General features: G+C 62.8%; 24 protein-coding genes. 17 read left to right on the top strand and 7 right to left on the bottom strand.

Annotated features, from left to right (window positions below):
* Positions 1-251: 251 nt before the first annotated feature.
* The 4 genes from groES to ydiJ all read left to right on the top strand — a co-directional run bounded on the left by groES (position 252) and on the right by ydiJ (position 5,721).
* Complete coding sequence (gene groES, locus A7X77_RS27305; protein WP_064685971.1) at positions 252-566, top strand: co-chaperone GroES; 315 nt, start codon at positions 252-254, stop codon at positions 564-566.
* 47 nt (positions 567-613) lie between these two features.
* Positions 614-2,242, top strand: coding sequence for a chaperonin GroEL (gene groL, locus A7X77_RS27300; RefSeq protein ID WP_064685970.1), 1,629 nt, complete (start codon positions 614-616; stop codon positions 2,240-2,242).
* Between the two features lie 66 nt (positions 2,243-2,308).
* Complete coding sequence (locus A7X77_RS27295; RefSeq protein ID WP_064685969.1) at positions 2,309-2,575, top strand: hypothetical protein; 267 nt, start codon at positions 2,309-2,311, stop codon at positions 2,573-2,575.
* Between the two features lie 77 nt (positions 2,576-2,652).
* Positions 2,653-5,721 carry a D-2-hydroxyglutarate dehydrogenase YdiJ gene (gene ydiJ / locus A7X77_RS27290; protein ID WP_064685968.1) on the top strand — a complete coding sequence of 1,023 codons (3,069 nt, stop codon included), beginning with the start codon at positions 2,653-2,655 and terminating at the stop codon, positions 5,719-5,721.
* A 62-nt stretch (positions 5,722-5,783) separates the two neighbouring features.
* On the opposite strand, the gene A7X77_RS27285 is transcribed toward ydiJ, so the two are convergent.
* Both A7X77_RS27285 and A7X77_RS27280 read right to left on the bottom strand, forming a co-directional pair.
* A complete protein-coding gene (locus A7X77_RS27285; RefSeq protein ID WP_064685967.1) occupies positions 5,784-6,914 on the bottom strand; it encodes an HPP family protein in 1,131 nt (376 codons plus the stop codon).
* 53 nt (positions 6,915-6,967) lie between these two features.
* Positions 6,968-7,873 (bottom strand): LysR family transcriptional regulator, encoded by a 906-nt coding sequence (locus A7X77_RS27280; RefSeq protein ID WP_064685966.1) that lies wholly within the window; start codon positions 7,871-7,873, stop codon positions 6,968-6,970.
* A gap of 287 nt (positions 7,874-8,160) precedes the next feature.
* Between A7X77_RS27280 and A7X77_RS27275 the strand changes: the two genes are divergently transcribed.
* Both A7X77_RS27275 and A7X77_RS27270 read left to right on the top strand, forming a co-directional pair.
* Positions 8,161-8,472 carry a hypothetical protein gene (locus A7X77_RS27275; protein ID WP_064685965.1) on the top strand — a complete coding sequence of 104 codons (312 nt, stop codon included), beginning with the start codon at positions 8,161-8,163 and terminating at the stop codon, positions 8,470-8,472.
* 247 nt (positions 8,473-8,719) lie between these two features.
* Positions 8,720-8,920, top strand: coding sequence for a hypothetical protein (locus A7X77_RS27270; RefSeq protein ID WP_040112258.1), 201 nt, complete (start codon positions 8,720-8,722; stop codon positions 8,918-8,920).
* 1 nt (position 8,921) lies between these two features.
* On the opposite strand, the gene A7X77_RS34230 is transcribed toward A7X77_RS27270, so the two are convergent.
* Positions 8,922-9,053, bottom strand: coding sequence for a hypothetical protein (locus A7X77_RS34230; protein ID WP_280950358.1), 132 nt, complete (start codon positions 9,051-9,053; stop codon positions 8,922-8,924).
* Positions 9,054-9,261: 208 nt separating this feature from the next.
* On the opposite strand from A7X77_RS34230, the gene argE reads away from it, so the two are divergent.
* The 6 genes from argE (at position 9,262) to A7X77_RS27240 (ending at position 15,893) form a co-directional block, all read left to right on the top strand.
* Positions 9,262-10,386, top strand: a complete 1,125-nt coding sequence (gene argE / locus A7X77_RS27265) for an acetylornithine deacetylase (RefSeq protein WP_064685964.1) — start codon at positions 9,262-9,264, stop codon at positions 10,384-10,386.
* Between the two features lie 23 nt (positions 10,387-10,409).
* Complete coding sequence (locus tag A7X77_RS27260; protein ID WP_064685963.1) at positions 10,410-11,333, top strand: 2-hydroxyacid dehydrogenase; 924 nt, start codon at positions 10,410-10,412, stop codon at positions 11,331-11,333.
* Positions 11,334-11,371: 38 nt separating this feature from the next.
* Positions 11,372-11,725, top strand: coding sequence for a cupin domain-containing protein (locus A7X77_RS27255; protein WP_064685962.1), 354 nt, complete (start codon positions 11,372-11,374; stop codon positions 11,723-11,725).
* Between the two features lie 124 nt (positions 11,726-11,849).
* Entirely contained in the window at positions 11,850-13,313 is a 1,464-nt protein-coding gene (locus A7X77_RS27250) for an aldehyde dehydrogenase family protein (protein ID WP_064685961.1), read from the top strand.
* 9 nt (positions 13,314-13,322) lie between these two features.
* Entirely contained in the window at positions 13,323-14,366 is a 1,044-nt protein-coding gene (locus tag A7X77_RS27245) for a tartrate dehydrogenase (RefSeq protein ID WP_064685960.1), read from the top strand.
* A gap of 69 nt (positions 14,367-14,435) precedes the next feature.
* On the top strand, positions 14,436-15,893 hold the full coding sequence (locus A7X77_RS27240; RefSeq protein WP_064685959.1) for an NAD-dependent succinate-semialdehyde dehydrogenase: 1,458 nt from the start codon (positions 14,436-14,438) through the stop codon (positions 15,891-15,893).
* Between the two features lie 82 nt (positions 15,894-15,975).
* Here A7X77_RS27240 and A7X77_RS27235 read toward each other — a convergent pair whose 3' ends face one another.
* From A7X77_RS27235 to A7X77_RS27220, 4 genes are all read right to left on the bottom strand, one after another.
* Entirely contained in the window at positions 15,976-17,250 is a 1,275-nt protein-coding gene (locus A7X77_RS27235) for an NAD(P)/FAD-dependent oxidoreductase (RefSeq protein ID WP_064685958.1), read from the bottom strand.
* Positions 17,251-17,263: 13 nt separating this feature from the next.
* Positions 17,264-17,932 carry a haloacid dehalogenase type II gene (locus A7X77_RS27230; RefSeq protein ID WP_064685993.1) on the bottom strand — a complete coding sequence of 223 codons (669 nt, stop codon included), beginning with the start codon at positions 17,930-17,932 and terminating at the stop codon, positions 17,264-17,266.
* A 192-nt stretch (positions 17,933-18,124) separates the two neighbouring features.
* Positions 18,125-18,793 (bottom strand): aldolase, encoded by a 669-nt coding sequence (locus tag A7X77_RS27225; RefSeq protein ID WP_064685957.1) that lies wholly within the window; start codon positions 18,791-18,793, stop codon positions 18,125-18,127.
* A gap of 16 nt (positions 18,794-18,809) precedes the next feature.
* Complete coding sequence (locus tag A7X77_RS27220; RefSeq protein WP_064685956.1) at positions 18,810-19,808, bottom strand: LacI family DNA-binding transcriptional regulator; 999 nt, start codon at positions 19,806-19,808, stop codon at positions 18,810-18,812.
* Here A7X77_RS27220 and A7X77_RS33230 point away from each other — a divergent pair.
* The 5 genes from A7X77_RS33230 (at position 19,794) to A7X77_RS27200 (ending at position 24,314) form a co-directional block, all read left to right on the top strand.
* Complete coding sequence (locus tag A7X77_RS33230) at positions 19,794-20,018, top strand: hypothetical protein (protein WP_156668166.1); 225 nt, start codon at positions 19,794-19,796, stop codon at positions 20,016-20,018. The two genes, A7X77_RS27220 and A7X77_RS33230, sit on opposite strands and share 15 nt — an antisense overlap.
* The gene (ltnD, locus tag A7X77_RS27215; protein ID WP_064685955.1) at positions 20,015-20,959 is read left to right on the top strand and encodes an L-threonate dehydrogenase; all 945 of its coding nucleotides are present in this window, start codon (positions 20,015-20,017) and stop codon (positions 20,957-20,959) included. The genes A7X77_RS33230 and ltnD overlap by 4 nt, the downstream gene beginning before the upstream one ends.
* Before the next feature lie 11 nt (positions 20,960-20,970).
* A complete protein-coding gene (gene otnI, locus A7X77_RS27210) occupies positions 20,971-21,747 on the top strand; it encodes a 2-oxo-tetronate isomerase (RefSeq protein ID WP_064685954.1) in 777 nt (258 codons plus the stop codon).
* 270 nt (positions 21,748-22,017) lie between these two features.
* On the top strand, positions 22,018-23,298 hold the full coding sequence (otnK, locus tag A7X77_RS27205) for a 3-oxo-tetronate kinase (protein ID WP_064685953.1): 1,281 nt from the start codon (positions 22,018-22,020) through the stop codon (positions 23,296-23,298).
* 179 nt (positions 23,299-23,477) lie between these two features.
* The gene (locus A7X77_RS27200) at positions 23,478-24,314 is read left to right on the top strand and encodes a GNAT family N-acetyltransferase (protein ID WP_064685992.1); all 837 of its coding nucleotides are present in this window, start codon (positions 23,478-23,480) and stop codon (positions 24,312-24,314) included.
* The last annotated feature ends 3 nt before the right edge of the window (positions 24,315-24,317 follow it).

Raw genomic sequence — 24,317 nt, 5'->3', positions numbered from 1 at the left:
TTGAATTCGTCTTCGAGACGAGGGGACGACCATCGTCATTAGTTCGAACGCAGGAGCCGGTCTTCTGTTCCCCGCGGGCCATTAGCAGTCGCCGGCAGCGAGTGCTAATTTTTCTGCGCCGCCCCTTGAAATCGAAAAACCGTCGAACCAGATCAATCCCGCAAGGCGCGCGACTTTGCACCCGCCCGGACCTCGTCATCCGGTCCGGCCAGGGGAACAACATCATTATTGTTTGTCCATTGGAGGAAAACATGTCGTTCCGACCGCTTCATGATCGCATTCTCGTCCGCCGCGTCGATTCCGAGGAAAAGACCAAGGGCGGCATCATCATCCCCGACACCGCCAAGGAAAAGCCGCAGGAAGGCGAGGTCATCGCCGTCGGCCCCGGCGCGCGCAATGATGCAGGCCAGATTCAGGCGCTCGACGTCAAGGTCGGCGACCGCATCCTGTTCGGCAAGTGGTCCGGAACGGAGATCAAGATCAACGGCGAAGACCTGCTGATCATGAAGGAAAGCGACGTGATGGGCATCATCGAGGCCCAGAGCGAAGGAAAGCAGGCCGCCTGAACCCTCAGGACGTGGTCAATGCTAGCTGCCTATGAAGGAGTGAGGACATGGCTGCTAAAGAAGTCAAATTCAACGTCGAAGCCCGCGAGAAGCTCTTGCGCGGCGTCGACATCCTGGCCAACGCCGTGAAAGTGACCCTTGGCCCGAAGGGCCGCAACGTCGTGATCGACAAGTCCTTCGGCGCGCCGCGCATCACCAAGGACGGCGTTTCGGTCGCCAAGGAAATCGAACTCGAAGACAAGTTCGAGAACATGGGCGCCCAGATGGTCCGCGAGGTCGCTTCGAAGACCAGCGACATCGCCGGCGACGGCACCACGACGGCGACGGTTCTCGCCCAGGCCATCGTCAAGGAGGGCGCCAAGGCCGTTACTTCAGGCATGAACCCGATGGACCTGAAGCGCGGCATCGATCTTGCCGTCGCCGCCATCGTCGCGGAACTGAAGGCCAACGCCCGTAATATCTCCAACAATTCCGAGATCGCCCAGGTCGGCACGATCTCCGCCAATGGCGATGCTGAAATCGGCCGCTTCCTGGCGGAGGCGATGGAAAAGGTCGGCAATGAAGGCGTCATCACGGTTGAAGAAGCCAAGACCGCTGAAACTGAACTCGAAGTCGTCGAAGGCATGCAGTTCGACCGCGGCTATCTCAGCCCCTACTTCGTCACCAATGCCGACAAGATGCGGGTCGAGTTCGAGGATCCCTATATCCTGATCCACGAGAAGAAGCTCTCGAACCTGCAATCGATGCTGCCGATCCTCGAAGCCGTCGTCCAGTCCGGCAAGCCGCTCCTCATCATCGCCGAAGACGTCGAAGGCGAAGCCCTTGCAACGCTCGTCGTCAACAAGCTGCGCGGCGGCCTGAAGATCGCTGCCGTCAAGGCCCCTGGCTTCGGCGACCGCCGCAAGGCCATGCTCGAAGACATCGCCGTGCTCACGGCCGGCACCGTCATCTCCGAAGACCTCGGCATCAAGCTCGAATCCGTGACACTCGACATGCTCGGTCGCGCCAAGAAGGTGTCGGTCGAGAAGGAGAACACCACGATCGTCGACGGTTCGGGCGCCAAGTCCGACATCGAAGGCCGTATTGCCCAGATCAAGGCGCAGATCGAAGACACCACCTCCGACTACGACCGCGAGAAGCTGCAGGAACGTCTTGCCAAGCTCGCAGGCGGCGTTGCCGTCATCCGCGTCGGCGGCTCGACGGAGGTCGAAGTGAAGGAAAAGAAGGACCGCGTCGACGATGCGCTGCATGCAACCCGAGCAGCGGTCGAAGAAGGCATTCTGCCCGGCGGCGGCGTGGCGCTGCTGCGTAGCGTCAAGGCGCTTGGAAAAGTCCAGACCGCCAATGACGATCAGCGCGTCGGCGTCGACATCGTTCGCCGCGCACTTGAGGCGCCGGCTCGTCAGATCGCCGAAAACGCCGGAGCGGAAGGCTCCATCATCGTCGGCAAGTTGCGCGAGAAGAGCGAGTTCTCCTATGGCTGGAACGCCCAGACCGGTGAATATGGCGACCTCTACGCGCAGGGCGTCATCGATCCGGCGAAGGTCGTTCGCACCGCGCTTCAGGACGCGGCATCCATCGCCGGTCTTCTCGTGACGACGGAAGCCATGGTCGCCGAGAAGCCGAAGAAGGATGCCCCTCCGGCAATGCCGGGCGGCCCCGGCATGGACTTCTGAGACGAAAGATCGCCGGCCCGCCCCGACAGGATGATGTCCGGGCGGGCTGTTTTCTGAGGGAATAAGATGGTTCAAACGATCACAAACCGATCGCAGGTGCCGCTGGACTCCCGCGATCTTGCAACCTGCCAGCGCGTCTTCGACAAGCTCAGCACCGATTATGCGATAGCAAGGGACAGCGACGAAGCCGAACGAATGGCGAGCATCATCATCGAGCTCTACCGACAGGGCGTGCGCGACCCTAACCACCTGCAGTCGATGGTCGGGGCGGCCCGCGGCCTCTTCGAAGCGGACGGCGCTGTCAACCGATCGGCGGCCACGCCGACCGGTTGACAGGCCGCTGACGACGCCTTCCGATTTTCGAACCAATGCGCTAGTGACAGGCTCGAGTGCATTCTGAAGGTTTCGAAATGATCCCACGCCTCCAGCCGAAGGCTCCCATCCCGCTTCCCGCCGCGGGTTTTTTCCAGCGGCTCGTCGAGGCGGGATTTGACGGCGATATCGAGACCGGTGCGGCGAGCCGGACCGTATTCTCAACCGACAATTCCATCTACCAGGTCGAGCCGACCGGCGTCCTCTTTCCAATGAGCGTCGAAGACCTGCAGGTCGTGGCGGCCGTGCTGTCGGAATCGGCCTTCCGGGAGATAAGCATCGCGCCGCGCGGCGGCGGCACCGGCACCAACGGTCAATCCCTGACATCGGGCGTCGTGGTGGATTGTTCGCGGCATATGAAATCGATTCTCGACATCGACCCTGTCCGCAGAATTGCGCGTGTCCAGGCGGGCGTTGTCAAGGATGAGCTGAACCGGGCTCTGAAGCCCTACGGCCTGTTCTTCGCGCCCGAACTTTCCACCTCCAACCGCGCCACAATCGGCGGCATGATCTCCACCGATGCCTGCGGCCAGGGTTCATGCCTCTACGGCAAGACCAGCAACCACGTTCTCGGATTGCGTATCGTCCTGATGGACGGCTCCGATTTCTGGTCGCGGCCGCTCGAAGCGGGGGCGCTCGCGGAGATCACCGCTCGAAAAGATCGCGTTGGTGAGATCCACAGCAGGGTCGATCGGATCGCGCTGGAGAAGCGCGAGCAGATCGCCGAGATCTTTCCGAAGCTCAACCGCTACATGACCGGCTACGACCTCGCCCATATCAGGCGTGACGACGGACGCTTCGACCTCAATGCCGTTCTTTGCGGCTCGGAGGGAACGCTGGCGATGATCGCCGAAGCCGAACTCAACCTTCTGCCGATCCCGGCCCATGCAGCGCTGATCAACATCCGCTACTGCGATTTCAACGCCGCCCTGGAGGACGCGCTCGACCTCGTGGCGCTGAAGGTCGCCTCGGTCGAAACGGTCGACGAGAAAGTGCTTGGCCTCGCGAAAGGCGATATCGTCTGGACCGGCATCGCCCGCTTCTTTCCCGACGATCCGGGCAGCGCCACGAACGGCATCAACATCGCCGAAGTGCTTGCCGATAATGAAGACGAACTCGAGCGCAAGCTTGCGCAGGTGACCGCCGCGCTCGACACCGGTACGAATGCGCGCCATGCCGGCTATACGATCGCCCGGAGCCATGCCGATGTCGAGGCGATCTGGTCGATGCGCAAGCGAGCGGTCGGCCTGCTCGGCAATGTGGAAGGGCCGGTCAGGCCCGTCGCTTTCGTCGAGGATACGGCCGTGCCGCCGGAGAATTTGGCGGCCTATATTCGCGAGTTCCGCGCGCTTCTCGATGGCGCCGGCCTCTCCTACGGCATGTTCGGCCATGTCGATGCCGGCGTCCTGCACGTGCGGCCGGCACTCGATCTGACCCGCGACGATCACGTCCGGCTGGTTCGGGAGGTCAGCGACGCCGTCGTGGCGCTTACCCGCAAATACGGCGGGGTGCTCTGGGGAGAGCATGGCAAGGGCGTGCGTTCGGAATATGTGCCGGAGTTTTTCGGCGATCTCTATCCCAGCCTGCAGGAGATCAAGCGGGCTTTCGATCCTGAGAATCGGCTCAATCCGGGCAAGATCGCAACCCCTTCCGCGGAAGTGCTGACGAAGATCGACGACGTCCCGTTGCGCGGAGATACGGACCGCATCATCGGCAACGAAATCCGGTCCGCCTTCGACAACGCCGCCTATTGCAACGGCAACGGCGCCTGTTTCGATTTCGACGAGACGAGCCCGATGTGCCCCTCCTATAAGGCGACGCGCGACCGGCGATTTTCGCCCAAGGGGCGCGCCGCCCTGATGCGGGAATGGCTGAGGCTGCTTGCCGAGAAGGACATCGATCCCCGACAGGAGGCGATGCGCATGCGGCGGAGCATTCCGTTCGCCGGCCTGGCGCGGCGGGCGTTCAATTCGCTGAACCCGGCAAACCGGGATGACTTTTCCCATGAGGTGCGCGCGGCGATGGACACGTGCCTGGCCTGCAAGGCCTGCGCGGGGCAGTGCCCGGTGAAGGTCAGTGTGCCGGCCTTCCGCTCGAAATTCCTGGAACTCTATTACGGACGCTACCTCCGCCCGCTGAAGGATCCGCTGGTCGCGGCAATCGAAACCACCCTGCCGCTCGTCCGGCGCATCCGGCCCGCCTATAATTTGGTCGTGGGCACGCGCGCCGGCAGAACCATGATGCGTGTCGCCGGGCTGACCTCCCTGCCGCGTCTACCGCATATCTCGCTCGCAAAGGAAGCCGCCCACCTCGACGTGCCGCTTGCGACGCCACAATCGATCGACGCCCTGTCGCCGCAGGAAAGGCAGCGGAGCGTGGTTTTCGTCGCCGACGCTTTTACCACCTATTTCGATCCCGATGTTGCGCTGGCAGCCATCGGGATCGCCCGGAAAATGGGACTGGCGCCCCTTCTTGCGGCGTCCCACATCAACGGCAAGGCCCTGCATGTTCACGGTTATCTCGGACGCTTCGAGGCTGCGGCCAAGCGGACCGCGCGTTATCTGGAGCGACTGGATGAAGCGGGCGTCGCGCTCGTCGGCCTCGATCCGTCCATGACGCTCGCCTTCCGCAGCGAATATAAGGGGTTGCTCAAGGCAACGGTCCTGCTTCCACAGGAATGGCTCGCCGCCAACCTCGACCGGCTGACTGCTTCGCCTTCTGCCATTAAAGGCGGCAACTTCCGATTGATGGCTCACTGCACAGAACGCACCAATGCGCCGGCCTCCGTCGCACAATGGCAAAAGGTGTTCGACAGCCTCGGCGTCGATCTTCAGGCGGCGCAAACCGGTTGTTGCGGCATGGCCGGCACCTTCGGACACGAGGCCCGCAACCGGCCGATCTCCGAGAGCCTTTATGCGATGAGCTGGAAACCGGAGCTCGATGCAGCTGGCGATGCCGATATCCTCATGGCGACCGGATATTCCTGCCGCTCCCAGGTGAAGGAAATCGACGGCAGGCGCATCCCGCATCCGCTCCAGGTCATTGCCCGGATAGTGTCGGAAAATCCCGCAATCCCACGGTCACACACGGCGTCCCCACTCAACTGACGACGAAAGCATGTGGCCGTGATGCCTAAACCGGCCTGTGGCAGCCGAGCCGCTCCGCGAGGTCATGCCACGGCCGCGATCGCCTCGCCGTCACTCGGCAGCAGCCGCGCCACGGCGCTCAGGAGATCCGTTTGCGATATCAGTCCGAGGATCCGATGATCGTCATCGACAATGATGACGGCATGCGTGCGCCCGTCGGTCAGAACGGGCAGCAGCGACAGAGCGGCGTCCGAAGCCTTCGCCACCGCCGGCTTGGAGATCGCATGGGCAATCGTATCGCCGCACGCGAACAACTCCCGCAGGCCGACGGTGCCGACGAGACGGCCCTCCGGATCCTTCACCGGCAACGTCCGGATATTATGCTTCAGGAGAAGATGCCGTGCGGCATCCGGTTCCGAAGCCTTGCCGATAGCGATCAAATCGCGCGACATGATATCGGCACAGCTGATTTTGCCGTTGGAGCGGATGGCGGCTTGCAACTCGACCTGCCGCAGCACCCGGCTGAGATCGGCCCGATCGATATCGAAGGTTTCATCGAGCGCTTCCAGGGCGGAATCGACATCCTCCTCGCGAAAGCCCACCCGCACGGCAGATGGCAGGTCGATCGTCTGATGGGGATTCTCCGCCGGCTTCGGCACGACATGCGGATAATTCCGCTTGGAAAGCTTGTGGAACAGCAGGCCAAGTGCAACGAGAATGCAGGAGTTCAAGGCGACGGGCACGAAGGGAAAGAGGAAGCCCCAGCCGGCAACGACGGGACCGCCGAGCACCGCGGTCAGCGCCGCAGCCCCTCCCGGAGGATGGAGCGATCGCGTGAACGACATCGCCCCGATTGCCAATGAAACTCCGACGCCGGTTGCGATGATAGGATCACGAATGAAGTAAGCGGCAATGATGCCCATCATCGCGGAGATGGTGTTGCCGCCGATAATCGACCATGGCTGCGCCAGCGGGCTTGCCGGCACCGCAAAAAGCAGCACCGCCGAGGCTCCCATCGGCGCGACGATCAAGGGTAGGTGTGGCCCTTGCCCGAACAGATAGCCGCTGATGACGCCGGTGAGACCGATGCCCAGCAACGCGCCGAAACAGGCGATCAATCGCTCTCGTAAAGTCGCACCGGCCAGGATGGGCGAAAACAGGCGAAAGCGGCGAAAACGGCTCTGCCCCATCTTTGGGGAAACGGGATATTGCATGCAAAGACCAATTGTAAGCGAGGATTGTCTGGCGAAGGAGGAAGACGGAGAAACTAGTTTGTCGCCAGCCTCATGTCTCTGCCTTTGGTCGCGCTGAGGATTTCGTGGAAGGCGCTAAAGGCGCTGGGGCGGTTATCCCTGCGCGACACCAACAGCGTCTCGACGGGGCCAAGCTGATGGGTTGGGAGAACCGCCGGCCAGTGCATGAGGTCGAGCACGGATTTCGGCATGACACCTGCGGTATTGCCTGTCGCAACGCTCGCCAGGATCGCGTGGTAGGAGCCGAGCTCGCTCGTCGGCAGGGCGCTCGATTGACGCACCCAGTTTTCGGCGATCCTGCGATAGGTGCAGCCGGGCTCCAAAGCGGCGAGCGCCCCGACACGCAGGTCGGCGGCGGATTTGATGGCGGGATGCCCGGACGGCAGCACGATCAACAGATTCTCAACGAAGACCGTCTCCACCGCCAGCGCCTCGAGCTCGGCATCGAAATCGCTGTCATCTTCGCGCATCGATTTCGGTGGCCGGGCAATCAAGGCGCAGTCCAGTGCGTCGGCCAGAACATCGCGGGCGAGATCGCGGGACGCGCCCATCGTCAGATGCAGCGATACGTCAGGCCACATCTGGTTGAATTGCGTCAGCGCCGCCGGCAGCCTGCTTGCCGCCGTGCTCTCCATTGTTCCGACCCGCAAAGTTCCCGATGGGGCGAGTGGCCGAACGGCTTGGCGCGCTTCGAGCGCAAGCGCCATGAGCCTGTTGGCATAGGTGAGAAACGTTTCGCCCTCCCGCGTCAACGTCATCTTCTTGCCGTCTCGGCTGAAGAGGGAAGCGCCGAGATCTTCCTCCAGTTGCTGGATACGTGTCGTCACGTTCGACGGCACCCGCCCGACGGCTTTGGCAGCCTTTGTAACGCTGCGGTCGTTGGCGACGGCGAGAAATATCTCGATCGAGGAAAGGTCCAAAGAAAATCTCTTTTTCAGAATTTAGGTGATTTATCATTCTCTATATAAAAATCATTGCCTCCGCTCAAGCGGGTTTCCGCGCCGCACGATCCGTCTCTCCATTCCCCGGTTTGCCGTGACTGCGTCCGCCCCAATCAACGTTTTGACAAGCCGGCACTGCCGAAAAAAGGATCGCGCCGCCACCGAAATAGCCAAAGACGCCGCGGCCTCGCCTCTCTGGCGGGGCAATTGCAGCTGGCATGGCGTTTGCATCTACACGCTATCTGCAGAGCGATCGTCGACGACCCATGTTGCACCTTGTCTTGACCTGTCTTCTTCTAAGCGTCGCTTCAGGCCTGAGCATGCGGCGCTTTCTCCTGCCGTATTTTTCTGGCGGCGATCTCGCCGAGAAATCCGCACCCGTCACGATCGTCGCTAGTGCGGTCTTTCTGGCGGCAGTCGCCTTCACCCTCTCCGATCAGGATCTTTGGGCGAAAACGGTCATCCTGATCCTTTGCCTTTCGCTGGCGGCAATGTTCGACGACGCCAGACCCAGGCTCACCATCAGCTTTTCCGCGGTCTGCCTGGCCGCTTATCTCGGGCTGCGCACGATCAGCTGAGCATCCGCTCGGCCTCGGACGAGCAGGCGGACGGGGATGACGCCTTTGGGAAAGCCGTTCTCGTTCCATCATGCGGCTCGCAGAGCCCCCGCAAACAGATCGTGCTCATTCATGTCGTGCGCAATCGCGCCTTGGGTGAAGGACAATTTTGACTAATCCTAAAAGGATCTTCGTAGAAGAATAATTCTGTAATACCATTCTCCTCCTCTGAATATTTGCCGGAGCAGACCGCTCAGGAGAGAGGGCGATGATAGGCAACGACAATGGAAAGATCTGGTCGCAGTGGTATGCGTGGCATCCCGTACTGCCGATCGACGACACGGTGTTCTGGCTCGAGACCGTATATCGGCGAGAAACTGCTGAGGGTTCCTGGCAATATCGCTCGTTCAGACCCGAGTGCGAACGCATTCAGGATCTGGCATCGCTGCCCCTCTGTCCCGGCGCTTAATTCACCCGAGCGCCTGGCTGACGAGCGCATAGGTTTTCGACTCGTGAAGCGAGAAGGCCACGTTAACGCGGCGCCTGGCGACAGTTCCACATCCGGCAGCAACCCGGGCAAGCCCCCAGGGAAAGCTACCCATGGAAACTCCTCGTCGAGATTAGGACGGATTGCGCGATACAATTCACTGACGAGGCCCGTGCAAACACAACAATCGACCAAATCCGGCGCACTTTCGGCAAATAAAGCCAGGGCAGGTCTCTACAGTCGTTGACCAGACGCGATAGGCCCAACGGCACCATTGACCGCAAAGCCCGATCGCCTCGATATCCCCCGCCGTGAGGACGCCCATGCAGGCAACTGATATTCTGGAAAGGCTCGTTGGTTTCGCCTCCGTCGTTGGAACACCGAACGGCGAGATCGTCGCCTGGATCCGGCACTATCTGCAAAGTCACGGCATCGCCGCCGCAGAGCTTCCAGGCCCCGAGGGTGACCGTTCGAACCTGTTTGCAACGATCGGTCCGAACGAAGTGCCGGGTTATATTCTCTCCGGCCATATGGACGTGGTCCCCGCCGCCGAGGCCGGCTGGAGCAGCGACCCCTTCCGCCTGCGCTCCGAAGCGGGTCGCTACTACGGCCGCGGCACTACCGATATGAAAGGCTTCCTGGCCGCCGTTCTTGCTGCCGTTCCGACGCTCGCATCAATGCGGCTCTGCCGGCCCATCCACTTCGCCTTTTCCTACGATGAGGAGGCCGGCTGCCGCGGCGTCCCGCACATGATCGCCCGGCTGCCGGAACTCTGTAGCCCCCCTCTCGGCGCGATCATCGGCGAGCCGAGCAATATGCGGGCAATCCGCGCCCACAAGGGCAAGGCCGCCGCCCGGCTGACGGTCAGGGGCCGGTCCGGCCATTCCTCCCGCCCGGACCAGGGACTGAACGCGATCCACGCAATGAGCAGCGTCCTGGCTTGCGCCAATGCCGAAGCAGTGCGGCTGACAGACGGCCCATTCGCGGATGTGTTCGAGCCGCCCTACTCATCTCTCCAGGTCGGCACGTTGAAGGGCGGCCAGGCGGTCAACATCATCCCCGATACCTGCGAGGCCGAGTTCGAAGCGAGAGCCATTTCCGGCGTCGATCCCGCCATGCTGCTGGCGCCGCTGCGCGCGGCGGCCGAGGCGCTGCCGCATCGCGGCTTCGAGGTCGAATGGCGGGAACTCAGCGCCTATCCGGCACTATCGCTTGCCGCCGATGCGCCGCTTGCACGCCTGCTTGGCGAACTGACCGGCATCGAACCGCTCTCCGCCGTCAGCTACGGCACCGAGGCCGGCCTTTTCCAGCGCGCCGGCATCGATGCGATCATCTGCGGGCCGGGCGATATCGGCCGGGCCCACAAGCCGGACGAATTCATTCACCGTAGCGAACTCCTGGCCTGCCAGGCAATGGTCGAAGCGCTCGCCCGCCGCTGCACCGCCTGACTTGAGATCAAGGAGCCGATGCAATGACCTTTCTCTTCAATTCCGACGCGAAGCGCGGGACCATATTCGCAGAAGCCTTCGCGCGCGAACTGCCCGACATCGCCTTTTCCATGGACCCGGCATCCGTCGAACCGGAGGCTGTGCGCTACCTGATCACCTGGACCGTACCCGACGATCTCGCGCGCTATCGCAATCTCGAAATCCTGTTCTCGATCGGCGCCGGCATCGACCAGTTCCGCATCGATACCGTGCCTGCGCGGGTCAAGGTGGTGCGCATGGTCGAGGAAGGAATCGTCAGGATGATGCAGGAATATTCGACACTCGCCGTCCTCGCGCTCCATCGCGACCTGCCGGCCTATCTCGACCAGCAGCGGCGCGGGATTTGGCAGCCGATCAAACCGGTACAGGCCGCACAACGCCGCATTGGCGTGCTTGGGCTCGGCATGCTTGGAAGCGCAGTGCTCGAACGTCTCCAACCCTTCGGCTTCCCACTTTCCGGCTGGAGCCGCAGTCCACGCGCGATCAGCGGCGTGCGCTGCCTTAGCGGCAGCGAGGGTCTCGACACCCTGCTTGCAACCACCGACATTCTCGTCTGCCTGCTTCCGCTGACAGAGGAAACGCGCGGCTTTCTGAATGCCGAGCTCTTCGCAAGGCTGCCGGCCGGCGCTGCGCTCGTCCATGTCGGCCGCGGCGCGCAGCTCGATCATCAGGCGCTCGTCGATGCCCTCGATACCGGGCATCTCTCCGGCGCCGTCGTCGATGTCACCGATCCGGAGCCCCTGCCTGTGGATCACGCTTTCTGGATCCATCCGCAAATCCTGCTGACGCCGCACATTGCCAGTGTCACCCAAGCCGAAACGGCAGCGGCAGCGGTGATCGACAATATCAAGCGGCACCGGGCGGGCCTCGATCCGATCGGGCTCATCAACCGCAGCCGCGGCTACTGATTTATCCCGTTCAAACGTAAACCCCGGAAAGAAAAGCCATGTCCCTGCTCAAGACGATCGACACCAACCCACTTCAAGCGCCGCGCGACTCCGCTCCCCTTCCCGAGCGCCTGATCTCGGGCAGTCCCACCTTCAAGACCTGGGCGCAGGATGTTGCCCGCGCAGAGACGGTTCATACCGGCGTATGGGAGGCAACGCCCGGCGAGACGCGTTCGATCAAAGGCGAGACGTTCGAGTTCTGCCATATCCTTTCCGGCCTGGTCGAACTCACACCCGAAGGCGGCGATCCGGTGGTCTACAAGGCCGGCGACAGTTTTGTGATGAAACCTGGCTTCGTCGGCGTCTGGAAGACGATCGAGACGGTGCGCAAGATTTACGTGACCGTCACGTGACGCCGTAGAATTGACTGGTGGCGGCGGCGAAAACGCAATTTTTCGCCGCCTCGGCACCTCCGGTCGATGCATGCTGCTCGCTTTCCCCGGTTAGGCTTGTGTTAGCCCATCCCGAGGACATGCGATGACACTCAGCTTCGACCCAAACACGATTTCCTTGCCCGTAGGACATTTCATCGGCGGCCGGCTGGTTCCGGCCGAAGCTGTCATCGACATGTCTCGGCCGTCCGACGGCAAGGCCTATGCAGGCTGTCCGCTTGCCGACGAAGCCCTTGTCGACCACGCCGTCGAGACGGCGGGAAAAGCATTGAAGGGCAGCAACTGGGGTGGCGTGCGGCCGCGCGAGCGCACCAAGGCGCTGCAGCGCTGGGCGGACCTGATCGAAGCCGAGGCGGAGACCCTCGCCAAGCTCGAAGCGCTCTCCTCGACCCGCCCGGTCGGCCAGCTCGTTGCCGGCGATATCGCCGTCACCGCCGAGCAGATCCGCTTCTTTGCCGAATTCGCCGACAAGGAAGGCGGCGATCTCGTCCCGACCGACGACGCGAATTTCGGCATGATCGTAACGGAACCCTATGGCGTCGTCGGCGCCATCACTCCGTGGAATTTTCCTCTGTCGATGGCAGGGTGGAAGCTTGCTCCAGCTCTGGCAGCTGGCAATGCAGTGGTGCTGAAACCTTCGGAAATGACGCCGTTTTCGACACTCTACCTTGCCGAGCTTTCGGTGCGGGCCGGCCTGCCCGCCGGCCTCGTCAACGTCGTTCTCGGCGACGGTCCGACCACAGGAACCGCCATCACCGGACATCCGGGGATTTCCAAGGTCAGCTTCACCGGCTCGACCGCAGCCGGCGCGGCGATCATGGCCAATATCGCCCGGACCGGCGTGAAGCCGATGACACTGGAACTCGGCGGCAAGAGCCCTCAGCTGGTCTTCGCCGATGCCGATCTCGAACTCGCGGCAGGCGCCATCGCCGGCAGCATTCTGTCCAATGCCGGCCAAGCCTGCGTCTGCGGATCCCGCCTCATCGTCGAGGCGAAGGTGGCGGAAGCGCTCGCAGCCGCACTTCTCGCGAGGTTGGCGGCAATCCGCCCCGGACCCACCTGGGAGGAAACGACTGATTATTCGCCCGTTATTTCCGAACGCCAGATCGGCCGCATGGATGGCATCATCCGGGCCGCGATCGAGGGCGGCGCCGAATGCCTCACGGGCGGCCACCGGCTCGACCGCGAAGGTTATTTTTACGCCCCGACGCTGATAGCGGGCGTAACGGCAACATCGCCCGCGGTTCTGGAAGAAATCTTTGGACCGGTGCTGACCATCCAGACATTCGAGGATGAGGAGGAGGCACTGACGCTGGCCGACCATCCCGCCTATGGGCTGGCCGCCGGCCTCTTCACCCGCGATCTCTCGCGCGCGATCCGCCTCACCCGCCGCCTGCAGGCCGGCACCGTCTGGGTCAACCGCTACGGCCGCTCGCGCGACCATATCCTGCCGACCGGCGGCTACAAGCAGTCCGGCATCGGCAAGGATCTCGGCCGCGAAGCCTATCACGCCAACCGCAAGAGCAAGAGCGTGCTCATCAGCCTTTAAGGAACTGCGATGAAAACCTACAAGATCGCCCTTCTGCCCGGAGACGGCATCGGCCGGGATGTGACCGAAGCAGCCTGGGCCGTGCTCGAAAAGACAGCCGGATCAAGCGGATTTTCTCTTGAGGCAATTCGTTTCCCCTGGTCCTGCGACTACTATCTCGAATATGGCAGCATGATGCCCGCCGAAGGCATCGAGACGCTGCGGTCTTTCGATGCCATTCTGCTCGGCGCCGTTGGGTGGCCGCGCAAAGTGCCTGACTCCGTCTCGCTGCATGGGCTGCTCCTGCCCATCCGCAAGGCCTTCGTGCAATATGCCAATATCCGCCCGCACCGGCTGCTGCCGGGCGTGCAGGGTCCGCTGCGGTCTGATCGCTTCGACATTCTCTGCATTCGTGAAAACACCGAGGGCGAATATTCCGGCGCCGGCGGCCGCGTCCATCAGGGCACTGACAACGAGGTGGCGATCGAAACCGCGATCTTCACCCGCAAGGGCGTCGAACGCATCCTGCGTTTCGGCTTCGAGCAAGCGCGTGCCCGGCGCGGCAAGCTTGCCTCGGTGACCAAGTCCAACGCGCAGAAATATTCGATGGTCTTCTGGGACGAGATCACCCAGAGGCTTTCTGCGGAATATCCCGATATCGAGGTAACGAGCTACCATATCGACGCCATGGCCGCCCGTATGGTCATGGCGCCTGAAAGCCTCGATGTCGTGGTCGCCTCCAACCTGTTCGGCGACATTCTGACCGATCTCGGCGCCGCCATCCAAGGCGGGCTCGGCTTTGCGGCATCCGCCAACATCAATCCTGATCGCTCGGCTCCGTCCATGTTCGAACCCGTTCATGGGTCCGCGCCCGATATCGCTCATCTCGGGATCGCCAATCCGATCGCTGCCATCTGGTCGGGCGCAATGATGCTGGGGCATCTCGGAGAAACGGCTGCCGCCGGAAAGGTGATGGCCGCAATCGAAGCGACGACGGCGCGCGGCATCGGCGTAATTCCCGGCAAGGACAAAACCGACGCGATCACGGCGTCGGTGCTTTCAGCACTCGACTAGCGGATGCCGCGCCAAACTGCGCGCCCGAACTTGTGGAAATGAAATGTTGTTCTGATGAAAGGGCATAAAATGAACGGATTGAGAGACGGCAGCCTGCTTCGCCAGCAAGGTCTCATCGACGGCGAATGGTGCGGGGCCGCAGCGGGGCGTACGATCGAGGTGACCGACCCGGCGACACAGCACGTGCTGGGCACGGTGCCGGATATGGACGGAGCCGATACGCGGGCCGCAATCGCGGCGGCGGAAAGAGCCTTTGGCTCGTGGCGGAAAAAGACCCATGCCGAGCGCGCCGCCTTGCTGGAAGCCTGGCACGATCTGATGCTCGACAATATCGAGGATCTGGCGCTGATCCTCACCAGGGAACAGGGCAAGCCACTGGCGGAAGCACGCAGCGAAATCCGTTACGGCGCTTCGTTCATCAAATGGTTCTCCGAGGAAGCCCGCCGTATCGCCGGAACGACCATTCCCTCACCGACAGCAGATCGGCGCATCGTCGTCCTGAAGGAACCCGTCGGCGTATCGGCGATCATCACGCCGTGGAATTTTCCTAATGCGATGATCACCCGCAAGGTGGGGCCGGCGCTCGCGGCCGGCTGCACGGTCGTCATCAAGCCATCCGACTTGACGCCGTTTTCGGCGCTGGCGCTTGGCGTCCTTGCGGAGCGGGCCGGCATACCCAAGGGCGTGATCAACATGGTCACCGGCATGCCGGCCGGAATCGGCGACGAGTTGATGGGCAACCAGACCGTCCGCAAAATTTCTTTCACCGGCTCGACCCGCGTTGGCTCGCTGTTGATGCGCGGCGCGGCCGACAGCGTCAAGCGGCTCAGCCTTGAACTCGGCGGCAACGCGCCCCTCATCGTTTTCGACGATGCCGATCTCGATCTTGCCGTGGAAGGCGCGATCGCCTCGAAATTCCGCAATGGCGGCCAGACCTGCGTTTGCGCCAACCGCCTTCTCGTCCAGTCCGGCGTCTACGAGGCCTTTGCCGCCAAGCTTGGCGCGCGGGTCGCGGCCATGAAGGTCGGGGCTGGTACCGATGCCGGCACGGATATCGGGCCGATGATCAACAAGGCGGCGATCGAGAAAATCAAGCGCCATGTGGACGATGCTGTGGAAAAGGGCGCTAAGATCCTCGCCACGGCGGGTTCGATACCGGCCGGCGATCAATATGTGGCGCCGATGGTGCTTGGCGGCGCGACGACCGAGATGCAGCTTGCCAGTGAAGAGACATTCGGACCGGTTGCGCCGCTCTTCCGCTTCGACACAGAGGAAGAGGCGATCCGCATCGCCAATGCCACCCCCTTCGGCCTTGCCGCTTATTTCTACACTGAGAGCCTGAAACGCTCCTGGCGTGTCGGCGAAGCGCTCGAATTCGGCATGATCGGCCTCAACACCGGCGCCATTTCCACCGAGGTCGCCCCGTTCGGTGGCGTCAAGCAATCCGGCCTCGGTCGCGAGGGCGCGCAATGCGGCATCGAGGAATATCTGGAAATGAAGAGCTTCCACATCGGCGGGCTCGCTTGAGCCACCGGAAGAACAAAAGGCGCCGGAAAATCATTCCGGCGCCGCTTTCGCGATTAGAATGCGAACTGCTGTTGTTTCTCGCTTACTTGAAGCGATCAAGCGTCTTGTAATAAAGCCCGACAACCGGGAGGAACCACGGTTTGCCGAAATGGCCGGGAACTGCGGGCCATTCAAGCCCCTTCACCGGATTACGGTCCGCCTTGCCCATGATGGCGTCAGCCATGATCATGCCGAGGTGGGTGGAAAGCTGGGCGCCGTGGCCGGAATAGCCCATGGCGTACCACACGCCGTCGACATAGCCCGCGCGGGGGTACCGGTCCTTCGTCATATCGACGAGGCCGCCCCAGCAATAGTCGACCTCGACGCCGGCAAGCTGCGGGAAGATTTCCGCCAGGCTGGCGCGCAGAATATCGCCGCTCTTTGCGTCCGATTGTTGATCCGACGTGGCGGAAAAGCGGGCGCGACCGCCGAAGATCAGCCGCTTGTCCGGCGACAGCCGAAAATAATTGCCGATGTTCATCGACGTGACGCAGGTCCGGTTTCCCGGCATCGTCGCGGCGATTTCGGCATCGCTCAGCGGACGGGTGGCGATCAGGAAGCTGCCGACGGAAATGATCCGGCGGCGGAAATAGCCGAAGAGCGACGGCGTGTAGGCGCCGGTCGCAACCAGCACGTGGTCGGCCGTGACGGTGCCCCGCGCGGTCTCAAGGCGGTGGCGGCCGTTACCCTGCCTGTGAGCTACCACCGCCGCCTGTTCGAAGACGGTCGCGCCGTGGCGGACCGCTGCGGCGGCAAGTCCGACGACATAGCGGCCCATATGCATCATCGCGCTCTTCTTCGAGAGCATCGCGCCATGGAAGGGCGATCCCACCTCGCTCTTCAGCTCATTTGCCGTCAGAAGCGCCGTGTCCGGATCGACTTCCCTGTGCACGGCCTCGAAATTCCGGGCAATGGCATCGAAGTGCTGTGGCTTGGAGGCAAGCTTCAGCTTCCCGGCACGACGGAAACTGCAGTCGATCCCCTCCTCCGCTATGATTGCCTCGATCGTATCGATGGAAGCATCGAACGCCCGATAGAGTGCAACGGCCCGCTCAACGCCGAGTGCGGATTTGGCGGACAGGAAACTGTGGGCGAGCCCGTTGTTGAGGTGGCCGCCATTGCGTCCCGATGCTCCCCAGCCGACCCGCTCGGCCTCGAGCACGACGACCTTGACGCCGGCCTTTGCGAGCTGGCGCGCGGCTGCAAGCCCGGTGAAACCGGCGCCGATGACGGCCACGTCATAATGTCCTTCGACAGGACCTTTGGCCGCCTCCGCAAAAGGGGGGGCCGTGGCGTGCCAGTAGGATTGGAACTGCATCCGATTGTCTCCATCAGAGCCCGACGACGCCCGGTAGGCCTGAAATATGCGGGATTTCGACATAACCGTAATAGGGGTTGGCCGGCTCGTGGCCGCGATTGACCCAGACCTTGTTCTTGATGCCGAGATCATGCGCCGACATCAGATCGTAGCGGAAGGAAGACGAGCAATGCAGCACGTCCTCCGGCCCGCAGCCCAGCATGTCGAACATGTATTCGAAAGCCTGGAAACGAGGCTTGTAAGCATTGGCCTGCTCAGCGGTATAGACTGCGTGGAAGGGCGCCCCGAGCTTTTCGACATTCGACATGATCTGGGCGTTCATGGCGTTGGACAGGATGACCAAGGGAATTTCCTTGGCAACCCTGGCAAGACCCTCAGGTACGTCGCGATGCGGCCCCCAGGTCGGAACACGTTCGTAAACCATTTGCGCGGCTTCGTCACGAAAGGTCACGCCGTTGCGCTTGCATGTCCGCTCGAGCGAATTGTGAACCACCTCGGCATAGGGTTTCCAGGCGCCCATGATCTCATCAAGTCGATAGGCGGCGAAATTCTTGATGAACTCCGCCATACGCGGCTCGTCGAGTTGGACGCCGTAAAGGTCGCGCGCTGCTTCCGCCATCTGGAAGTTGGTCAGCGTGCCGTAGCAATCGAAAGTGATGTATTTCGGACGGAACGTAGTCATCTGCATATCCTCGAACGATCGGAACTGGGGAACGTGTTCACAATCATAGGCACCGCTTTGCCCATCTCTTGCCTGAATCGGCGGCATCGGAAGCAGAATCTATCGTATCGAAAGCGGGGTTTGGCAGAAGGTTGCGCGCTCCCGCAGGCGATCATGCCGTCGAGCTCGATGATCCTCGAAGCGACGACGGGTTCAATCGTGATCGTGATCGTGGTGCGAGGGAAGATCGAGGCCGAAGGTCTTGACGAGATCGGCCACTTGCTCCGGGCTGAGGAAGCGGGGATTGAGGTTGCGCAGCAGCAGATAGAGCTTCGCCGTTTCCTCCAGTTCCTCGGTTGCGAAGACCGCCGCCTCCAGACTGTCACCGGCGACGACGGGCCCATGATTGGCCAGAAGCACCGACGAATATTTGCCGGCCAGCCCGCGGATCGCGTCGGCCACCGCCGGATCGCCGGGACGGTAATACGGAACCAGCGCCGTTTCGCCGGCGCGCATCAGATAATATGGTGTCATCGGCGGCAAGGCGGCACGCGGATCGATCTCCGGCAGCATGGTCAGCGCCACCGCATGAGTGGAATGAAGATGGACGATGGCGCGGGCGCTGCCGCGCGTATCGTAGAGGGCTGTGTGCAGCGGGATTTCCTTGGTCGGCTTGTCGCCGGATAGGAGCCGGCCTCCGGCGTCGAGCCGCGATATCCGAGCCGGGTCGAGAAAGCCGAGCGAGGCGTTGGTCGGCGTGACCAGCCAGCCTCCGTCCTCCAGTCGCAACGATATGTTGCCCGACGAGCCGGGCGTCAGCCCGCGCTCGAATAGCGAGCGCCCGTATCGGCAGATTTCTTCACGCTGACGCGCGTCGGACATGACACTTCCTCCAATATCAGGCAGTTGCCCCCTCGATCAGTTCAAAGCCGAGATCGACGGCCTGGGGCGGCGCCTTGGAGACGATCAGCTGCGCGGCTATCTCACCAGTCGCCACGCGCGGCGTCCGGATGGTCGACAGCGGCTGCGGTATCGCCCGGCCGATATCGAGGCCGTTATAGCCGAAAATGGCGAGCTGCGACGGGATCGAAATCCCCTGCGCCAGACAATGAAAATAACCGCCCAACGCCATGTCGTCATTGGAAAAATAGACGGCATCGAGATCGGTCGCCCATGCAAGCAGTCGCTCCAGGCCCAACCTGCCGTTCTCGACCGAGGAAGGGCCGGCAAGAATTTCGTGGGCGACCAGGGGCGTGCCGTTGGCGTCGAGCGTTTCGCAAAAGCTGGAAAAGCGCTTGCCGGCGCGGGTATCACGGTTCAGGTCGTGACCGACATAGCCGATCCGTCTGTAGCCGCGCCCGAGCAGGAAGGCAGCGCTCTCCCGCCCGGCCGCGCGGTTCGAGAAGCCAACTGCGATATCCAGCGCATCGCCGTCCAGATCGAGCAGTTCCACAACCCGGCAGCCGCTGGCGCGCAGCATCTTCGCCGTGCCTTCGGTATGTTCGTATCCTGCCAGCATCACCGCCGCCGGCCGCCAGGCAAGCATCGCGGCGGCGAGCGCCTCCTCCTTAGCCGGATCATAGTCGGTCACCGAGAAGACCGCCTGATATCGGTTTTCCTCCAGGACGGCGCCGGCACCGCCCAGGACGTCGGCAAAGACGATGTTAGACAATGAGGGAATAACAAAGGCGACAAGACGCGAAGTGGTGGAAGCCAGCGTTCCGGCGATCCGGTTCGGCACATAGCCCAGCCGTTCCACGGCGGCCATTACCCGCTCGCGCGTCTTGCCCGAAAAAGAACCGTGGTTGCGCAGAACGCGCGACACCGTGCTCTCGCCGACGCCGGCCGCTTCTGCGACCTCTGCGAGGGTGACCGTCGGCTGATGTTTGAATTCCATCGTCAATTTCGGATCCGGCTTTGGGAAGCGCCCGGCGCGAAGCAGTCGCTTCGTGGGCGGTCGCAGCGGGCTTCATTTTTCACCACTTCGGGCAAGAAGCAAGATATATTTGGCAGCGCTGCCAATTTCCCGTTGGCAGCGCTGCGGGAATGGTTTAGAAAGATTGGCAGCGCTGCCAAAATCGGCTGGCGACCGGAGGATGTGCCATGACAAGACGTGCTGAAAACCCTGGCGCCGCCATCGTCGCAGCCGTCATCGGCCTCGGCTCCATGGGAATGGGAATGGCGCGGTCGATGAAGCGCGCCGGTCTCGACGTGGTTGGATGCGACATAACGCCGACGGCGGTCGATCGCTTCGTGGCCGAGGGCGGACGTGGCGCTGCTTACCCTGCCGACGCTGCCAAGGACGCCGACATCGTGGTCTCCGTGGTGGTCAACGGTGCACAGACGGACGCAGTGCTGTTTGGGCCGCAGGGCATTGCGGCTACGATGAAACCCGGCGCAGTTTTCATCTCGTCGGCGACGATGGACCCCGCCGTCGCGCGCGATCTGGCGGCGAGGTCCGAGGCTCTCGGCCTGCACTATCTCGACGCGCCCATATCAGGCGGCGCTGCCAAGGCGGCGCAAGGCGAGCTGACGATCATGGCCTCGGGCTCCAGACAGGCTTTCGATAGGGCGCGTCCCGCCCTCGACGCGATGGCCGGCAAGGTCTACCAGCTCGGCGACGCCCCCGGAACCGGCGCCGCCTTCAAGATGATCAACCAGCTTCTCGCCGGCGTGCACATCGCGGCCGCTTGCGAGGCCATAAGCTTTGCGGCCAAGCAGGGCCTCGACCTCGTCAAGGTCTATGAAGTCATCACCGCCTCGGCCGGCAATTCCTGGATGTTTGAAAACCGCGTGCCGCATGTGCTGGCCGGCGACTACACTCCGCTCAGCAGCATCGAGATCTTCGTCAAGGATCTCGGTATCGTCCAGGATATGGCCCGCTCCGAACGATATCCGGCGCCGCTGGCGTCAGCCGCCCTGCAGATGTACCTGGCCGCGGCCGGAGCCGGCATGGGCCGCGACGACGATGCCTCGCTCGCACGGCTCTACGCGCAGCTTTCCGGCGCGGAATTGCCCGGCTCCGCTAAAGAGCCGCAAAGCCGGTAAGGAGCGTCGACATGCCCGTTTTCGCCGCCAACCTGACGATGATGTTCAACGAATGGGCCTTCCTCGACCGCTTCGACGCCGCAGCCGATGCGGGCTTTTCCGCCGTCGAATACCTTTTTCCCTACGAGGCTCCGCCGGAGGCCATCGCCGAACGGCTCGCCCGCAACAGTCTGCAGCAGGCCCTGTTCAACCTGCCGCCGGGCGACTGGGCTGCGGGCGAGCGCGGCGTCGCGGCCCTTCCCGGTCGGTTCGATGACCTCAAGGCGAATGTCGGGCGGGCACTGGATTATGCGGCGGCGACCGGCGTCAGACGATTGCACCTGATGGCGGGTATCGCCGATCCCTATGATCAAGACGCCGGCGCCGCCTACCGGCGCTCCGTCGCCTACACTGCCGGCCGACTTGCTGAAAAGGGCCTTGACCTTCTGCTTGAGCCGATCAACGGGCGCAACATGCCAGGTTATTTCCTCAACGACTTCGCCATGGCCGAGCAGCTGATCGCCGAATGCGGTCTGCCGAACCTGAAGCTGCAATTCGACATCTATCACCGCCAGATTCTCCATGGTGACGTCGCCATGGCTTTGCGGCGCCTGCTGCCGATCACCGGCCATATTCAGATCGCCAGCGTACCGTCACGCAACGAGCCAGACGGGGAAGAGCTGAACTATCCATACCTGTTCAGCGAAATCGACCGGCTGGGTTACAACGGCTTCATCGGCTGCGAATATATTCCGCGCGGCCGGACGCTGGACGGTCTGGGCTGGTTTGCCCCTTTTGCACGGAGCTAGAGCCTTTCGTGGTCAGATTGAAACATTCTGGTGGCTCAAGCGAAGTCGGATGGCCGACCGGCCGGCGCACGTCGTAGCCAAACTCTACGGCCACGCCGGCCGGTATCAGCCGGCCCGTTTCAGCCAATCAGAAAGGCCGGGCATCTTTCTGCCAGGATCAGAGGCGATCGGCTCGAACATATCAAGGGGCATGCCCGTCGCTAATCGCCTCTGCCCTAACGAAAACCTGCTCCGGCAGAATGCTTCATCTAACCAGGAAAGGCTCTAACAATGGCTATTTCGCTCGGATCGATCGCGGATGACTATACTGGCGCGTCCGATCTCGCCAATACGCTGACGAAGAACGGCCTGCGCACGGTGCAGACAGTCGGCATTCCCGATCCGTCACTGGCGCTGCCGGATGTCGATGCTGTGGTCGTTTCGCTGAAAATCCGCTCCGTTCCAGCTTCGGAGGCGGTGGCCGCTGCGACCAAGGCTGAGCGCTGGTTGCGCCAGCAGGGCGCGGGCCATGTGCTCTACAAGATCTGCTCGACCTTCGACTCTACCGATGCCGGCAATATCGGTCCCGTCACCGAGGCTTTGAGCGAGGCTGCGGGCGGTGGCGGCGTACTGGTTACACCGGCCTTTCCGGAGACAGGACGCACCGTCTATCTCGGCCACCTCTTCGTCGGCGGCCAGCCATTGAACGAAAGCCCGCTCAAGGACCACCCACTGAACCCAATGCACGACGCCAATCTCGTGCGGGTTCTCGCCCGGCAATCGCGCGGCACCGTCGGACTGATCGATCTCCCAGCAATCGCAGCCGGACCGGCCGCCGCCAAGGCGAAGCTCGATGCCCTGGGAAGGACGGGCGCGACCATGGCTATCGCCGACGCGATTTTCGAAACGGATCTGGAAACGCTGGGCGAGATCGCGGTGGAAACACCGGTATCCACCGGCGCGTCCGGCCTCGGCCTCGGCCTTGCCCGCGCGCTCGTCCGCTCCGGCCGGATATCCGGCCGCGCGACGGGCGAAGATGTCACTCGCCCCGTCGGCGGGCTTTCGGCGATCATTGCCGGCAGCTGTTCGAAGGCGACACTGCGCCAGATCGACGCCGCCGAACGAGCGATGCCCGTGCTGCGGCTTGATCCCGAGCGGCTGCTGGCCGCCGGCCCGGATGAGATCGCCGCGGCGATTTCCTGGGCCGGAGACCGCATTTCTGCCGGCCCCGTTGTGGTCGCCGCGAGCGCGGCCCCCGAAACCGTCTCCCGGCTGCAATCGCACTATGGGCGGGAGGCCTCGGGCCACGCGATCGAGACCGCCACATCGATCATCTCCGCCGAACTGGTGGAAAGAGGCGTGCGGCGCCTCGTGGTCGCGGGCGGCGAGACATCGGGGGCCGCAGTCGACAAGCTCGCCATCCCGGCATTTCTGATCGGCCCCGAAATCGCTCCCGGCGTGCCGGTGCTGCGCACGGTTGGCAATGCGCAAGGCGACATGCTTCTGGCGTTGAAATCAGGCAATTTCGGAGACGAAGATTTCTTCACTGCCGCGCTGGCGATGATGCAGTAACCAGACTCAGGCCTGCAACACACTCGCAGCAAGCGGTTTACGAGAGGGCCGGTCCGCCAGCATAAGATTCGGCGACCCTTGATCGCAAAGCCATAAGATACTGCCTGAACCACGGCCTTCAGATGATCTGCCCGCCGGCACTCCGGCAGACTTGCGGGCAGAACATCAAGGATCGCCCCATGCAAACACGTCAGATCGAGATCGCCGCGTTCAGGCCCGACCATCTGGACGCCGCCCTTGCGCTTTCCCGACAGGCGGGCTGGCCGCATAGGACGGAAGACTGGCAGATGGCGCTCGCCCTGAGCGAGGGAATGGTCGCAACTGAAGACGACAGGGTCGTCGGCACCGTTGTCGTCACGAGGTACAAGGAAGATTGCGCCACCATCAACATGGTCATCGTCGACGAGACGACGCGTGGGCGCGGCCTCGGCCGCAGGCTGATGGAGGCCGCGCTGCAGATCGCAGGAAACCGCCCGCTCCGGCTGGTCGCGACAAGGGCGGGCCTGCCGCTCTACCAAAAGCTTGGTTTTCATGAAACCGGAACCGTGCTGCAGCACCAAGGCCTAGCCAGAGAAATCCCTGCGCCGGCCGGCACGGAGACCGCCACCGCCGACGATCTCCCTGCCATCATGGCACTCGATCGCCTTGCCTTCGGCGCCGATCGCGAAGACCTACTCTCCTATCTCGCCAAGGTCGGCGAGTTCGCGGTCATTCGTCGCGACGCCGGCGTGTCGGGCTTCGCCTGCCTGCGCGCTTTCGGCCGCGGCGAGGTGATCGGACCCGTGGTTGCCACAAACATCGACGACGCCAGGAAACTCATCGAACATCACGTCGCCAGGCGGCCAGGACGCTTCCTCAGGGTGGATACGACGGCCGCGGCCGGACTTTCCCCATGGCTCGCCGAACACGGCTTCGCTGAAGTCGACGGCGCCATCGCAATGAAGAACCCATCGGTCGGCCACGCCGCCGCCCCTGCTGCCACCACCTTCGCCCTTGCCAGCCAGGCGCTCGGCTGATTG

It is taken from the genome of Rhizobium bangladeshense, from assembly GCF_001662075.1.
In the GTDB taxonomy this organism is placed as follows: domain Bacteria; phylum Pseudomonadota; class Alphaproteobacteria; order Rhizobiales; family Rhizobiaceae; genus Rhizobium; species Rhizobium bangladeshense_B.
Note: the sequence above shows the minus strand (reverse complement) of the source record. Positions and strands in the feature narration are given on the sequence as shown.